General features: G+C 41.2%; 12 protein-coding genes. All 12 read left to right on the top strand.

Annotated elements, in window-relative coordinates; genetic code table 11:
- The first annotated feature begins 6 nt into the window (after positions 1-6).
- A complete protein-coding gene (locus BUA16_RS03985) occupies positions 7-1044 on the top strand; it encodes a vWA domain-containing protein (protein WP_072763347.1) in 1038 nt (345 codons plus the stop codon).
- Positions 1045-1054: 10 nt separating this feature from the next.
- Entirely contained in the window at positions 1055-1933 is an 879-nt protein-coding gene (locus tag BUA16_RS03980; protein WP_072763346.1) for a tetratricopeptide repeat protein, read from the top strand.
- Between the two features lie 5 nt (positions 1934-1938).
- Positions 1939-3717: a BatD family protein gene (locus BUA16_RS03975; RefSeq protein ID WP_072763432.1), complete on the top strand. Its 1779-nt coding sequence runs from the start codon at positions 1939-1941 to the stop codon at positions 3715-3717.
- Entirely contained in the window at positions 3718-4479 is a 762-nt protein-coding gene (locus BUA16_RS03970) for a tetratricopeptide repeat protein (RefSeq protein ID WP_317045382.1), read from the top strand.
- A 60-nt stretch (positions 4480-4539) separates the two neighbouring features.
- Positions 4540-4836: a hypothetical protein gene (locus tag BUA16_RS03965; RefSeq protein ID WP_072763345.1), complete on the top strand. Its 297-nt coding sequence runs from the start codon at positions 4540-4542 to the stop codon at positions 4834-4836.
- A 208-nt stretch (positions 4837-5044) separates the two neighbouring features.
- Entirely contained in the window at positions 5045-5674 is a 630-nt protein-coding gene (locus BUA16_RS03960) for a carbonic anhydrase (RefSeq protein ID WP_072763344.1), read from the top strand.
- A 346-nt stretch (positions 5675-6020) separates the two neighbouring features.
- Positions 6021-7040, top strand: a complete 1020-nt coding sequence (pheS, locus tag BUA16_RS03955) for a phenylalanine--tRNA ligase subunit alpha (RefSeq protein WP_072763343.1) — start codon at positions 6021-6023, stop codon at positions 7038-7040.
- A gap of 56 nt (positions 7041-7096) precedes the next feature.
- Positions 7097-7492 carry a hypothetical protein gene (locus BUA16_RS03950; RefSeq protein WP_072763342.1) on the top strand — a complete coding sequence of 132 codons (396 nt, stop codon included), beginning with the start codon at positions 7097-7099 and terminating at the stop codon, positions 7490-7492.
- A gap of 1037 nt (positions 7493-8529) precedes the next feature.
- Positions 8530-9021 (top strand): GbsR/MarR family transcriptional regulator, encoded by a 492-nt coding sequence (locus BUA16_RS03945; RefSeq protein ID WP_084668430.1) that lies wholly within the window; start codon positions 8530-8532, stop codon positions 9019-9021.
- 8 nt (positions 9022-9029) lie between these two features.
- Positions 9030-10139, top strand: coding sequence for an efflux RND transporter periplasmic adaptor subunit (locus BUA16_RS03940; RefSeq protein WP_072763340.1), 1110 nt, complete (start codon positions 9030-9032; stop codon positions 10137-10139).
- Positions 10140-10149: 10 nt separating this feature from the next.
- Positions 10150-13290 carry an efflux RND transporter permease subunit gene (locus tag BUA16_RS03935; RefSeq protein ID WP_072763339.1) on the top strand — a complete coding sequence of 1047 codons (3141 nt, stop codon included), beginning with the start codon at positions 10150-10152 and terminating at the stop codon, positions 13288-13290.
- An 8-nt stretch (positions 13291-13298) separates the two neighbouring features.
- Complete coding sequence (locus BUA16_RS03930; protein ID WP_072763338.1) at positions 13299-14699, top strand: efflux transporter outer membrane subunit; 1401 nt, start codon at positions 13299-13301, stop codon at positions 14697-14699.
- Positions 14700-14709 lie beyond the last annotated feature (10 nt).

The following is a 14709-nucleotide window of genomic DNA, read 5'->3' as shown; positions in this document are numbered from 1 at the left end:
AACAAAATGATTCAATTAGACGAAAAAACATACCTATACCTGTTGTTCATAATTCCTGTGGTAATTGTCTTTTTTGTATTGCTTCAAATATGGAAAAAAAGGACCCAAAGGAAATTTGCGGACCTCGCTTTATTAAAGCGATTAACGCCCGATAAATCGGACTTTAAGGCTACTTTAAAATTAATTGTTCTTTTATTGGGGGTGGCCTCTTTAGCCTTGGCCCTGGCCAATCCGAAAATTGGGACAAAATTAGAAACGGTCAAACGCGAAGGGGTCGATATTGTTTTTGCGGTTGATGTTTCCAAGAGTATGTTGGCCGAAGATATTGCTCCCAACAGATTGGAGAAATCAAAACGATTGGTTTCCGAGATCATCAATCAACTGGCTAGCGACCGAATTGGGATTATTGCTTATGCCGGCCAGGCGTTTCCACAATTGCCCATCACGACAGATTACGGTGCCGCCAAAATGTTTTTACAGAGTATGAACACCGATATGCTTTCATCTCAAGGTACCGCTATCGACCAGGCCATAGCATTAGCATCGACCTATTACAATGACGATGAGCAAACCAATAGGGTATTGTTCATACTTTCGGACGGGGAAGATCATTCCGAAGGTTCTATCACACAAGCAATAGAAGATGCGACCAAGGAAGGAATACGCGTCTTTACCATTGGGGTAGGAAAAACAAAGGGAGCGCCTATTCCCATAAAAAGAAGAGGTGTCTTAGAAACCCTTAAAAAGGACTCTAACGGAGAGGTCGTCATTACCAAACTAGTCGAAGAGACCCTTATTGATATTGCCAACCAGGGCAATGGGGAGTATATCAATGGAGAGAACACCGAAACGGCGGTTGCGTTCATCAAAGAACGGTTAAACGAAATGGACAAAAAAGAGTTTGAGGCCAAACAATTTGCCGAATACAAAGACCAGTTTCAATGGTTTTTGGCGATTGCCCTTTTATTGTTATTTTTAGACCTCTTTATACTGGACCGAAAAACCAAATGGCTTAAAAAGCTCAATTTGTTTAACGAACGATAAAGGAAAGATTATGGAGAAGATCATGTATGTACTCTTATTGATAGGGTGTTTTTCGTATGCACAGGACAAGGAGAAGGATAAAGAAAAGAAGCAGTCGCTTCTCTCCGCTACCAATTATATTTGGGAAGGCAACAAAGACTTGGAAAAAAGCGACTTTGTCAATGCGGAAGCCAATTACCGAAAAGCTATTTCCAAGAGTGCCGATAACGGTATAGCCCCATACAATTTAGGGAACACCTATTACCAGAACGAAAATTACAGTGAAGCCTTTGGACGTTATAAGCAAGCTGGCGAAGTATCGACCAATAAGGAAGACAAGCACAAGGCCTATCACAATATGGGCAATGTATTTATGAAAAACAAGGAATACCAAAAAGCAGTAGATGCTTATAAGGAAGCCCTGAGAAACAATCCTAGCGACGAAGAAACCCGCTACAATTTGGCCTTGGCAAAAGAACTGCTTAAAAAACAGCAGGAGGAACAAAAAAACGATCAAAACAAGGACGACAAGGACAATAAGGACCAGCAGGACAAACAGGACAAGAACGAGGATAAAAAAGAAGGAGAGAACCAAGACAAAAACAAGGGAGAGGATACCGAAAACGAAGACCAAAAGAAGGAAGAAGGAGACGAAGGAGATAAGGGCGACGAAAAGAAAGAAGAGAATAAAGAAGGTGAAGGGGACGATAAAGAAGAAAAGGAGCAGCAGCCCAACAAAGGAGATCAACAGGACGACAATCAACAACAGCAACCCAAACCCAACCAATTATCCCCTCAACAGGTGAAAAATTTGTTAGAGGCCATGCAGAACGAGGAGAAAAAGGTACAGGAAAAATTGGATGCCCAAAAGGTAAAAGGTGCTAAGGTTAAAAATGAAAAAGATTGGTAACAACAGTGAACATAAAAAAATACATTTCGGTTTTACCCTTGCTTTTCCTATGTTTTTTGGTAAAGGCCCAAGGGAATGATGCGGTAACCTTTGAGATGAAACCCAGCAAGACCAAACTTGGCCTTAACGAGCGCATACGGGTAGATTTTACGATGAACAAGGATGGCGACAATTTTACCCCTCCGGATTTTGATGGTTTCCGAGTATTAATGGGGCCTTCACAATCTATTAGTTCCTCTTGGATCAACGGGGTCCGTAGTTTTTCGAAAACCTATTCTTATACCTTAGCACCTACGGGCAGGGGCATATTCACCATTAAACAAGCGACCATTGTTATCGATGGAGAAACCTACAAATCGCTTCCCCAAGACATTGAAGTCACTGCTGCAGTGGACAAACCCGATGCCGAAAAAACGGTTGACGATGTGGCCGATGAAAGCCTGCATTTGGTCGCAGAACTATCTAACCCTACCCCCTACCTCAATGAAGCGGTTACCGTTGTGTACAAATTATACGTAAGTCCGACCATAGATGTCACCAATTTTAGAGCGTTGGACAACCCTAAATACAACGATTTTTGGAGTCAGGATATGCCCATTAGCAAGTACACTACCGAGAATACTACTTTTAAGGGACAGGCCTACAGGTCGGTTATTTTAAAAAGGGTGGTACTGTATCCCCAGAAAACAGGTGAATTAGAAATAGAGCCTTTATCCTTGGATGTCAGTTTACAAGTTCCTACCAACAGGCGCGATTTTTTTGGGGGCCGTATTTTTGCCCAGGCCAGCAAGACGGTTTCTGCCGGAAAGCGAACCATTGCCGTCAAAGCTTTGCCAACAGAAGAAAAGCCTGCTAATTTTAGTGGGGCAGTAGGCGATTTCAAATTTTCGGTTACCACTAGCAAGACGAGTCTAAATGCCTCGGAGTCCCTACAGGCAGTAGTGAGCATTAGTGGAAAAGGAAATTTAAAATTATTTGAAATTCCAAAATTAAATTTGCCCAGTTCCTTAGAAGTTTACGAACCAGAGTTTAACGAAAATATCCGTACCAACCTTTCGGGAATGGAGGGAACGATCAACAATAGCTATACTGTGGTACCTACCTATAAAGGAAAGTACCCCATCCCTAGCATATCGTTCAGCTATTTTAACCCTAAAACAGAAAAATATCACACCTTAAATTCCGAGGAAATACTGATCAACGTTATCGAAGGCCCTTCTAGCGGCACCGTAAATACGAGAGGCGGTGCTGCCTTAAACAAACAAACAATAGCTGCCACTGGCAACCAATTTGTGTTTAACAAATTAACCCCTAATTTAACTCCTAAAGAAACCAATTACTTTTTTGGCAGTAATCGTTTTTTCCTATGGTGGTTACTACCTATCCTATTCATTCCATTGGCCATCCTTCTTGGTAAAAAACGAGAAGCCATCTCGAGCGATGTAGAAGGAAACAAGATTAAAAGGGCCAATAAATTAGCGAAAAAATACCTTTCTGCCGCCAAGAAGACCTTGGGCGACAAGGATGCGTTTTATATAGCCTTGGAAAAGGCCCTGCACAACTATTTAAAGGCTAAATTAAAGATAGAGACCTCCGAATTCAGCAAGGACAAGATAACCACTTTATTGTCAGAAAAAAATGTTGACCTTGCTACCAACGAAGGTTTTATCGGTTTGTTGAAAAATTGTGAAATGGCCCGCTACAGTCCATTTTCCGTGGTACAAATGCAACAAGACTACAATACTGCCAGTGAAGTAATTTCCCAATTGGATAAACAGATATAGATGATGAAGCGCGGATTATATATTTTATTTTTTTTGATATGCAGCTTGGGAATTTCCCAAAACCAGGATTTATTTAACCAGGCTACCTCCCTTTACAACGAAGGCAAGTTTGATGAAGCTGCTGAAAAGTACTTGGCCATACTAGAAAACGGGGAACATTCTGCCGAATTGTATTTTAACCTGGGAAATACTTATTACAAATTAAATGAGATTGCCCCCAGTATTTTCTACTACGAAAAAGCCTTATTGCTAAACCCAAACGATGGGGACGTAAAAAACAATTTGGCTTTTGCCCAGAACATGACCTTGGACGATATAGAAACCTTGCCTCAAGCTGGTATTTCCAGGTTTTATAAGACAGTTACTTCTTTCTTTTCCTTTGATCAGTGGGCCTACTTGGCCGTTATTTTCATGATCTTATTTGTTGCCTTGTACATTCTTTTTTACTTCTTGGCCTATGCTGCCCAAAAGCGAGTGGCTTTTATAAGTGCACTTGTCTTTTTTGTATTTTCTATAGGAAGTTTTATATTCGCCTACGTGCAATATTCCGACTTTGAAGCAGACCAACCTGCCATTGTATTTGCAGAGGAAATCAGCATTAAATCCGAACCCAATGCCAGAAGTCAGGAAGTATTTGTTTTACATGCGGGGACCAAGGTCAATGTACTGAACCAATTAAACGACTGGAAAAAAATAGCCCTTATCAACGGCAAAACTGGTTGGGTACCTGCCGAGGAAATTAAGGATATAAAAGATTTTTAATTATAATTTAACATTTTAAAAAAAGCTTACCCCTTATATTTACCTTCTATAGCGCATTATATGAGGAAAACCTTCCTGTACCTATTATTGTTTTTATGGATTTTCTCCATATTCACTCCCTATGTGATATCCCTGGTAAATGGGGAATCCGTGGTAGTAATGACCAATATAACAGAGGAGGAAAATCACCCAAAGGGAAAACAGGACATGGGAGAAAAACTGCTTGTAACCCATGCAAATGGCAATTATTTCCTTTCTTTATTCGAAAAAAAACCCAATAATCAAACTGCTTACCAATGGGGTACCTCCAATTTTATAATGGATATTGCCCTTCCTCCCCCCGAGTTGCTTTCTTAGTTAAAACCTGTTTTAGCGTTATTTTTTGCAGTCATAAATTAAATACTATTCAAAAATAGGCAAACACAACACACCAGGCACGGTAATTCTAAAATACCGATAGTCAAGATTTAGAGTAATACTACGATATTCTTTAAGAAAAAGAAATATAAAAGTATGCCCCGAGAAAAAATTAATCTTTACAACTAAATTAAGCATTACAAAACACATGAAAAATCTAGATAAAGTTTTGGAGAACAACGAAAAATGGATCGAGGAAAAATTACAAACCGATCCAAGTTTCTTTAACGAACTAGGAAAAGGCCAAAAGCCAGAAATCCTTTATATTGGATGTTCGGACAGTAGGGTTACCGCGGAGGAATTAATGGGCCTTGGCCCAGGGGATGTTTTTGTACACAGGAATATTGCCAATATGGTCATCAGTATTGACCTTAATGCGATGTCTGTCATAAATTATGCCGTAGACCATTTAAAGGTAAACCACGTTGTTGTTTGCGGGCATTACGCCTGTGGGGGGGTAAAGGCCGCGATGCAATCGGCAGATTTGGGTATTTTGAACCCATGGCTCAGAAATATCCGCGACGTGTACAGGATTCATTCCAATGAACTGAACGCTATAGAGGACGAGGATAAAAAATACGATCGTCTTGTAGAACTCAATGTTCAGGAGCAGTGTGTAAACCTTATCAAAACCGCCGCCGTTCAAAAGGCATACAGAGACCGTGGCTTAAAGGTACACGGTTGGGTTTTTGATGTGCATACCGGAAAACTGATAGACCTTAAAATCGATTTTAAGGGTATTCTTGAAAACATCATGGAGATTTACCACCTAGATTAAATCTGCCTTCTACATTTCTGTTTTATAAGTGGTAGCTTTCTCTATAGGAGATGGCTACCCTTATTTTAAATTCCAAAGAATCCTATCTGATTCCTTGGAAAGCTTTATTATCCCTTGCAGTATTAGAGCCATAGGTTGCTTGCTTACTTCTGATGTAGCAGACAAATTGACCAAACACCTCCTATAGCCCTCAGACAAATTCGGGCTAAACAAGAAGGTTTTCTAAAAACGCGCCTGAAAAATTATAAGGCCCATTTTTTATTTCCATAAAAATCATGCCTCTTGCCATAAAAGTTTTAAATTTGCACTTCCTATTTTCAGGACAAACACAAGCCAAGTGATGAGCATGATAGAACAAATAAAAGAGCATATCCAAGAGGTTGAAAAGTTTTCATCCAATGATAAAGAAGCTATTGAGGCTTTTCGTATTAAGTATTTAGGAAAAAAAGGATTGTTCAATCATTTTTTCGCCGATTTCAAGAATGTTCCCAAAGAACAGAAAAAGGAATTTGGACAAACTATCAATGAACTTAAAACGATTGTTACCGAAAAGGTAGCCTTTTTAAAAGATACCCTTGAAAATAGTGTTGAAGAAAAAGGAGTTTATGGCGATTTAACAAGGCCGGGCGAACCTTTACCCTTGGGGTCAAGGCATCCGATTTCCATTGTTAAGAACCAGATCATCGAAATCTTTTCAAGAATTGGGTTTAATGTATCCGAAGGACCTGAAATTGAAGACGATTGGCATAATTTTACGGCATTGAACCTTCCAGAATACCATCCGGCAAGGGACATGCAGGACACCTTCTTTGTACAAACAGATCCGGACATATTATTACGTACCCACACCTCATCGGTACAGGTACGTTATATGGAAAACAACACCCCTCCTATTAGAACGATTTCTCCGGGGAGAGTCTATAGAAACGAGGCCATTTCCTCGCGTTCCCATTGTTTTTTCCATCAGGTAGAAGGTCTTTATATTGACAAGGACGTTTCCTTTGCCGATTTAAAACAGACCCTTCAGTTTTTTACTACGGAGCTTTTTGGAAAATCAAAGATCAGGTTAAGGCCTTCTTATTTCCCTTTTACGGAGCCTAGCGCAGAAGTAGATGTATACTGGGGCTTAGAAACGGAAACCGATTATCGAATGACCAAAGGTACCGGTTGGTTGGAAATCATGGGATGTGGTATGGTAGACCCTAATGTACTTGCCAATTGCGGTATAGACCCCAACGAATACTCTGGCTTTGCCTTTGGAATGGGGATAGACCGTATTGCCTTATTATTACACCAGATTTCCGATATTAGATTATTGAGCGAAAACGATATGCGATTTTTAGAGCAATTTAAAAACGCTTATTAAAGCTTTATTCCAACAGGCCAAAGCTTATATTTCCCTTTAAAGATTCTAAACTATATATGAAAAAAGATATTGAAATTCCTATTGCAGAACAGGTTTATGTTGCTGTTATCCACGAATGGAACGAAGAGTTTTTGGAAAAAAATTGGAATGTATACCTTATAAACGATAGGGAAAACACTATCGAAGCTGCTATTGCCGTATCTAAAGGTTACGAAGGCGATAGAAAAACATCTACGATGCGCCATGGCTTAGGCGATATCAAAGGCAAGGATTTTAAGAAAATAGAAGAGCTTCAGGAAGATATCTTAGCCTTTACCAATGAGTTCTTCGTTACTTTTTTCGCCGATAACAAACTTTATGAAAAGCGATTTATCTTCGAAAAAAACAGCATTAACGAAGCTAATTTTAGACCTCTTCCCGTATTGGAACAAGAAGGCATATTGGCCGTTTAATCTTAAAAACGGCCCGTTTTGCCCCAAAATATATTTTAAAGTTTAAACCCCTTTTTTAGGGGTTTTATTATTTAGCATTCCTATCCCCCTATTGTAAAGAGGATATATCCCAAAATAGGTACCGATTGTAAACGATCACGAATAGGCTCTAACCGCCCTATTTTTCATTTTCCAGGTATCAAACGAATACCATTCTTGTTCTTAAACCTCAATTTCTTTCTATATCTGAACAATGAATCCTTGTTTAATAGGCGGGTGAATCCATTTTAAAATTGATTTAAGCCTCCATGTTTTATTTGGGCGTTCCCCTATCGGGGCCGCTCTTTCCGCTATATCTTTTTTAGGGTGCCGGCCCCCTAAAAAAGGATGCCGCTGCAATAGCTAACGCGGGTTACAACGAACAGTTAGCAATAATGTACGTCCCTGATATAGGCTGAGCACTAAAAAGTAAACGCCCTGCTAAAAGTCACTATCCGATATATAAAAAATAGGCTCCATCAAAATTATTGTTGCCAGCCCGTTCTTTTCTGTACGGGCACGAGCGTGCCCCTCGCGCTAGCGGCCGAAAACAGTATCTACCATTCTAGAAACCTTTAATAAACCTCTTAAAAGTCAGTTGTGATAGTTTTTGGCTTTTGGTTAAGAATACCCTTTTAAATCGTGAGTCTTTAAACAATAATTAACAAAAGCAGACCTTTTATTCTGAAATCAATGCCAAAAACCGGACAACGTTCATCGGAGCAGTACGGCTTTTTTTTCATGGTTCATTGCTGATTGATTATTGTTCACTGATTTCCGCGTTAGGGATCGCAGCGGCATCCCCGCAGCAGCGCAAGGGATACAGCGAAGAGCCCGCCCGACGCAGGAGGGAACGCCCACGTTAGGACGCTAAGGGCCAAGGCCTTCCTAACTGTTCAGCTTTACAACATGGGTATTACACGTTCCTATTCGTTTTTTTTAACGCAACATTAACCCTCCCTTAGTTCGGCAAAACCCGAACCAATTGTATCTTTAAAAAAAATTTTTTAAACGATATTTTGGATTTAGAGATAGAAAAAAGTGAACTTATAGAAGAATTGGGGGTCTATTTTGAGACCAACAAAATACTTTCTCATTTAGCCGCCCGGATTTTTTCGCTGCTTATACTGACCGAAAAGGACGGCACCAGTTTTGACGAATTGGTAACGACTTTAAACGCTAGTAAGAGTTCTGTTTCTACAAATTTGAAATTGCTGCAAAATACTGGGCGAGTGACCTACTTTACCAAACTGGGCGATAGAAAACGTTATTTTAGGGCAGCTCCCAATGATATTATTGTCCAGTTGGATAAAAAAATCGCACAATGGGAACAAGAAAAGCAATTACATGAAAAACTTTTTGCTTTTAAAACGAACTTGTATAAAGCCCATAATAAGTATGATGAAAATTTGCCGGGGCTGCAATACACTAAAAATTATGCATTGTTTATAAACGATTTCATCGAAAATTTAAAAACCCTCAAAAACAACTTACAAAACACCCTTAACTAGCATTCTATATGAAAAAAGTATTCTTCCTTCTTGTCCCGATATGTTTCTCCCTTTTACACAGTTGTGGCGAGGTTGCCGCTACCCCTAAAGGACCATCGGCCATGTCGTTGCCTACGGTTAAAGTAGAAAAAAGATCCGTGAACAACCTATCCAAATATCCAGCGAGTATCGAAGGAATGATCAATAGCAAGGTAAGGGCAAAAGTATCGGGCTACATACAGGAAGTACTGATAGACGAAGGCCAGCAGGTAAAAAAGGGACAACTTTTATTTACGCTAGAAACCCAATCCCTATCCCAAGATGCCAGCGCTGCCAAGGCCCGAATAAATGTAGCCCAGTTAGAGGTTGACAAATTACGCCCCTTGGTTGCAAAAAATATTATAAGCCAGGTACAATTAGAGACTGCCAAGGCCAATTTAGAGCAGGCAAAAAGCAATTACCAAAGTATTGCTGCCAATATTGGGTATGCCAACATCATTAGTCCGGTCGATGGAGTTGTAGGTGCCGTTCCTTATAGAAAGGGAAATTTGGTAAGTGCCCAAGATGCCGTTCCACTGACCACCATTTCGAGCATTGAAAATGTATATGCATTTTTCTCCATGAACGAAAAGGAGCTTATTAAATTTTTACGCGAAACCGATGGAAAAACACAAGAAGAAAAAGCCAGGAATCTACCAGAGGTACAGCTATTATTGGCCGACGGATCGCTTTACGAGCACTCGGGCAAGATAGAAACCATTACGGGAGAAGTAAATCCGGCCACGGGAACGGTCAAATTCAGAGCAACCTTTCCCAACCAAACGGGGCTCTTACGAAACGGCAGTAGCGGAACGATTATCCTTCCTTCAGAAATGAACGATGTATTGGTTGTCCCATCTTTATCTACCTACGAACAACAGGGCAAAAAATTTGTCTACTTGGTCGAAGGAGATACGCTGGTCCCCAGAGCTGTTACCCTACTGGCAGAAGTTGACGGCATTTCAGTTGTCGAGGGCATTGAGGAAGGCCAGCAAATTTTGGCCAAAGGCCTCGGAAAAGTAAAGGCTGGCACCCAAATAGTACCGGAATTAACTTCTTTCGACGAAATCATCAATTCGTTTAACACGGTTTTCAAATAATCTAGCTAGCATGTTAAAAACATTTATAGAAAGGCCGGTATTATCTACCGTCATATCCATTATTATCTTATTATTGGGGGGGTTGGGTCTCTCTGAACTACCGGTAACCCAATACCCGGACATAGCCCCTCCTACGGTCTCTATTAGTGCCAGTTATCCTGGTGCCAACGCCGAGACCATATTAGAAAGTGTAATTGTGCCTATAGAGGAGCAAATTAATGGTGTAGAAGGCATGACCTATATGACTTCTACGGCCAGTAACTCGGGAAGTGCCAATATTACGGTCTTTTTTGAACAAGGAGTCGATCCTGATATTGCCGCGGTAAACGTTCAAAACAGGGTGTCTAGGGCCAATGCCTTATTGCCAGCAGAAGTGATAAGAGCCGGCATTACGACCCAAAAACAACAAAGTTCTGCCCTAATGTACGTGGCCTTGTTTTCTTCTAATCCCGACTATGACGATACCTTTGTTCAAAATTACCTGAACATCAATATCAAACCAGAGTTACAGCGTGTAAAGGGTGTTGGCGCCGTCAATGTGTTTGGCAGCAAGGATTATTCTATGCGCGTATGGTTAGATCCTTCAAAATTGGCTGCTTATAAGCTCTCCACCACAGAAGTGGTGAGTGCAATTGGGGAACAAAGTTTGGAAGCCGCAGCAGGTTCCTTAGGTCAAAATTCGGGGGAATCCTTTGAATACGTAATCAAGTATAAGGGCCGTTATAAAACGGCCGAAGAATATGGCGATATCATCATTAAATCTTTGGGCAATGGAGAGATCCTAAGACTAAAAGATGTGGCCAAAGTAGAACTAGGTGCTTTTTCCTATACCTCTCTCTCGCGTTCTAAGGGAAACCCAGGAGTTAACTTCGGTGTTTTTCAGACCCCAGGCTCTAATGCCCAGGAAATTATTGAAAATCTGTATGTAAAATTAGAGGATCTAAAAGAGCAATTTCCAGAAGGCGTGGAATACCTTATTAATTACGACACCAATAAGTTTTTAACGGCCTCCATGAACAAGGTAAAAAACACCCTTATAGAAGCCTTCTTATTGGTATTTTTAGTGGTTTTTATCTTTCTTCAAGATTTTAAATCGACCTTAATTCCGGCGATTGCCGTTCCGGTATCTATCATCGGTACTTTCTTCTTCCTTAATTTATTTGGCTATTCCCTGAATTTACTAACCCTATTTGCGCTTCTTTTGGCGATTGGGATCGTCGTAGATGATGCTATTGTTGTTGTAGAAGCCGTACATGCCAAATTAGAAGAAGGGTATGATTCTGCCAAGGAAGCCACGGTAAGTGCCATGAGCGAAATTAGCGGAGCCATTGTTTCCATAACCCTGGTGATGGCCGCGGTATTTATTCCCATTACCTTTATAAAGGGACCTTCTGGAGTTTTCTATGAGCAATTTGGGGTAACCTTGCTTATTGCAATTTTAATCTCAGCCGTTAACGCTTTAACCTTAAGTCCGGCTCTATGTGCTATATTCCTTAAACCACACCATGGGAGAGACCAGAAAAAGGGCCTTTTACAACGTTTTTATACAGCTTTTAACGCCGCTTTTGAAGCCAGTACCAAAAAATATGTCAAGTCCTTGTACTTTTTAGTGAAACACAAATGGGTAACCGCAGCCATATTGCTGCTCGCTGCCGGTTCTATTTGGTGGGCCAACAGCACTACTCCTAGTGGTTTTGTACCTGCAGAGGACAGAGGGGTGATATTTATGAACATAGAACTCCCTCAAGGAGCGTCCTTGGACAGGACTTATAGCATTACCCAAGAGCTCTATCAGACCATAAACACCATCGAGGGCATAAAAACCGCTTCTATAATTAATGGGAACAACTTTTTCTCTGGAGCAGGAAGTTCCTATGGAATGGGCTTTATCATTTTGGAGAGCTGGGAAGACAGGGATACGGATGCTACGGAAATAGGCGCTATCATAGGAGCCCTAAATAAAAAAGCGGCCGCTATTTCCGATGCTAAAATTATTTTCTTTACCCCTCCGAGTATTCCTGGTTTTGGTTCCTCGGACGGATTTGAATTGCAGTTACAAGACCGTAGTTCGGGCGAATTAAAGGCCTTGGACAATACGGCCAATGATTTTGTTTCTGCCCTTATTCAACGCCCAGAAGTTGCTTATGCCTCAAACTCCTTCAGTACCAATTTCCCCCAGTTGCAAATGGACATCAATATTCCTAAGGCCAAGGAAGCCGGCGTAAACATAAAAGATATCCTAGCCACCTTACAGGGCTATATTGGCGGTTATTACGCGGCAGATTTCAGTAGGTTTGGAAAACAGTTCAGGGTTTTTGTACAAGCAGAGCCCGAAGACCGAAGGGACGTAGAAAGCCTTAATAGCATGTTCGTAAAGAACAGCAATGGCGATATGGCGCCGGTATCGCAATTTGTGACCCTAAGCCGTGTTTACGGACCTCAGACCATCAACAGGTTCAACCTTTTCAATTCGGTTACCATCAACGGCTCCGCGGCCCCTGGCTTTAGTTCAGGAGATGCCATCAAAGCCGTCAACGAAGTCGCTGAAGAAAAACTGCCTAAAAATTATGAAGTGGCATTCTCTGGAATTACCCGCGAAGAAATTGCCTCTGCCGGTCAATCCGGAATCATATTTTTATTGAGTATTGTTTTTGTTTACTTTTTCCTTGCCGCACAATACGAAAGTTATTTGCTTCCTTTTGCGGTATTGCTCTCTTTGCCCGTTGGGGTTTCCGGCGCCTATTTATCTACTAAATTCTTAGGCTTGGAAAACAACATCTATTTCCAGATCGCGCTTATCATGCTGATTGGTCTTTTGGCCAAGAACGCCATTCTAATCGTAGAGTTTGCGATACAACGAAGAAGACAGGGACTGTCTATTCCAGAAGCCGCCATACAGGCTGCAAGAGCAAGATTACGTCCTATCTTAATGACCTCTTTTGCATTTATCTTAGGGCTTATGCCTTTAGTGCTTGCCAAGGGTGTGGGTGCCGCCGGAAACAATGCCATTGGAACCGGGGCGGCTGGAGGTATGCTCATAGGGACAATTCTAGGCGTATTTATTATCCCCGTCCTCTTCATTGTTTTTCAATGGTTACAGGAAAAAGTTTCCGAAACCCCACAACCTGATACGAACACGGAAAAAGCATAACCCATATTATGAAAAAAACGCTATTGTATAAAACATTCCTTTTTGCCTTTATGGGCCTTTGCCTACAATCTTGCTTTGTGGCAAAAAATTATGACCGTCCCGATTTAGAAACGGACTCCTTATACAGAACTTCCCAAGTACCAACGGACAGTAGTTCTATGGCTACTATTTCTTGGCGAGCTATGTTTAAGGACCCCTTCTTGTCTGCCTATATTGAGGAAGGCCTACAAAAGAACTTGGACATTAGGATTGCCCTGCAACAGATAAATGCAGCAGAAGCCTATTTAAAGCAAGGGAAGGCGGGGTATTTGCCTTCTTTGTCCGCTAAGGGCTCCGCGATGCAGCAAAACGCCTCGGAAAACGGACAGTTCTCCGGCATATCGCAAGGTAGTATCAATCTCTATGAATTTTCTACCGCCCTGAGTTGGGAGGCCGATATTTGGGGTAAAATAAGAAGTAACAAAAGGGCCACGGAAGCAGGTTATTTACAGACCATGGCCGCACATAAGGCCGTAAAAAGTCAGCTTGTAGCGCAAATAGCCAGCACCTATTACCAATTATTGGCCTTGGACCGACAAAAGGAGATCACGGAAAAGACCATCACCAACCGGGAAAACAGTCTAGAAACCATAAAAGCCCTAAAGGAAGCGGGGAACGTAACCCAGGTGGCGGTCGACCAGACCTCGGCCCAGTTATATAATGCCCAGGCGCTGTTGATCGATATTGAGAAAAATATCTTTAGAACCGAAAATACCCTGAGTCTTCTTCTAGCTAGGCCCTCGCAAAACATTGAAAGAGGCGATTTAACGGCACAAACCCTTGGTGAGGAGCTACAACTAGGGATCCCTTCGTTACTCCTTAGAAACCGGCCAGATGTGATTGCCGCAGAATACCAGTTTGTGAACACTTTTGAATTGACCAATGTTGCCAAAAGCAATTTTTACCCCTCCTTTACCTTAACTGGGACAGCTGGTTTTCAAAGTTTGGACTTTAAAAACTGGTTCGATTCTAGTTCTTTATTTTCCTCTTTGCTAGGCGGACTTACCCAACCTATTTTTAATAATAGAAAGATAAGAACACAATACGAGGTGGCTTTGGCGCAGAAAGAACAGGCCCTGGCCAATTTTGAAAAGACGGTGCTGATAGCCGGTCAGGAAGTTTCCAATGCGCTGTTTGAATATACCTCAGAAGTAAAGAAGTACGCGTATAGAAATAACGAAGTTCAGGCACTTCGCACGGCAGAATCTAATTCTGAAGTCTTATTGAACAATGGTTTTGGAACTTATTTAGATCTACTAACTGCCAGGCAAAATGCACTGAATGCAGAAATTAATTTAATTGAAAACCAATTGCAACAGTTGCAATCCAAGGTTGCCCTTTACAAGGCTCTCGGTGGGGGTTGGCAATAATACTATAAAC

It is taken from the genome of Arenibacter nanhaiticus, from assembly GCF_900141935.1.
GTDB classification, from domain to species: domain Bacteria; phylum Bacteroidota; class Bacteroidia; order Flavobacteriales; family Flavobacteriaceae; genus Arenibacter; species Arenibacter nanhaiticus.
This window is presented reverse-complemented; position numbering and strand designations above follow the sequence as displayed.

Bases quoted from the DNA above. Each gene is read 5' to 3' on its own strand.
- BUA16_RS03960 (WP_072763344.1), top strand. From the start codon at position 5,045: ATGAAAAATCTAGATAAAGTTTTGGAGAACAACGAAAAATGGATCGAG.
- BUA16_RS03970 (WP_317045382.1), top strand. From the start codon at position 3,718: ATGATGAAGCGCGGATTATATATTTTATTTTTTTTGATATGCAGCTTG.
- BUA16_RS03930 (WP_072763338.1), top strand. From the start codon at position 13,299: ATGAAAAAAACGCTATTGTATAAAACATTCCTTTTTGCCTTTATGGGC.
- BUA16_RS03935 (WP_072763339.1), top strand. From the start codon at position 10,150: ATGTTAAAAACATTTATAGAAAGGCCGGTATTATCTACCGTCATATCC.
- BUA16_RS03980 (WP_072763346.1), top strand. From the start codon at position 1,055: ATGGAGAAGATCATGTATGTACTCTTATTGATAGGGTGTTTTTCGTAT.
- BUA16_RS03940 (WP_072763340.1), top strand. From the start codon at position 9,030: ATGAAAAAAGTATTCTTCCTTCTTGTCCCGATATGTTTCTCCCTTTTA.
- BUA16_RS03965 (WP_072763345.1), top strand. From the start codon at position 4,540: ATGAGGAAAACCTTCCTGTACCTATTATTGTTTTTATGGATTTTCTCC.
- BUA16_RS03950 (WP_072763342.1), top strand. From the start codon at position 7,097: ATGAAAAAAGATATTGAAATTCCTATTGCAGAACAGGTTTATGTTGCT.
- BUA16_RS03985 (WP_072763347.1), top strand. From the start codon at position 7: ATGATTCAATTAGACGAAAAAACATACCTATACCTGTTGTTCATAATT.
- pheS (WP_072763343.1), top strand. From the start codon at position 6,021: ATGATAGAACAAATAAAAGAGCATATCCAAGAGGTTGAAAAGTTTTCA.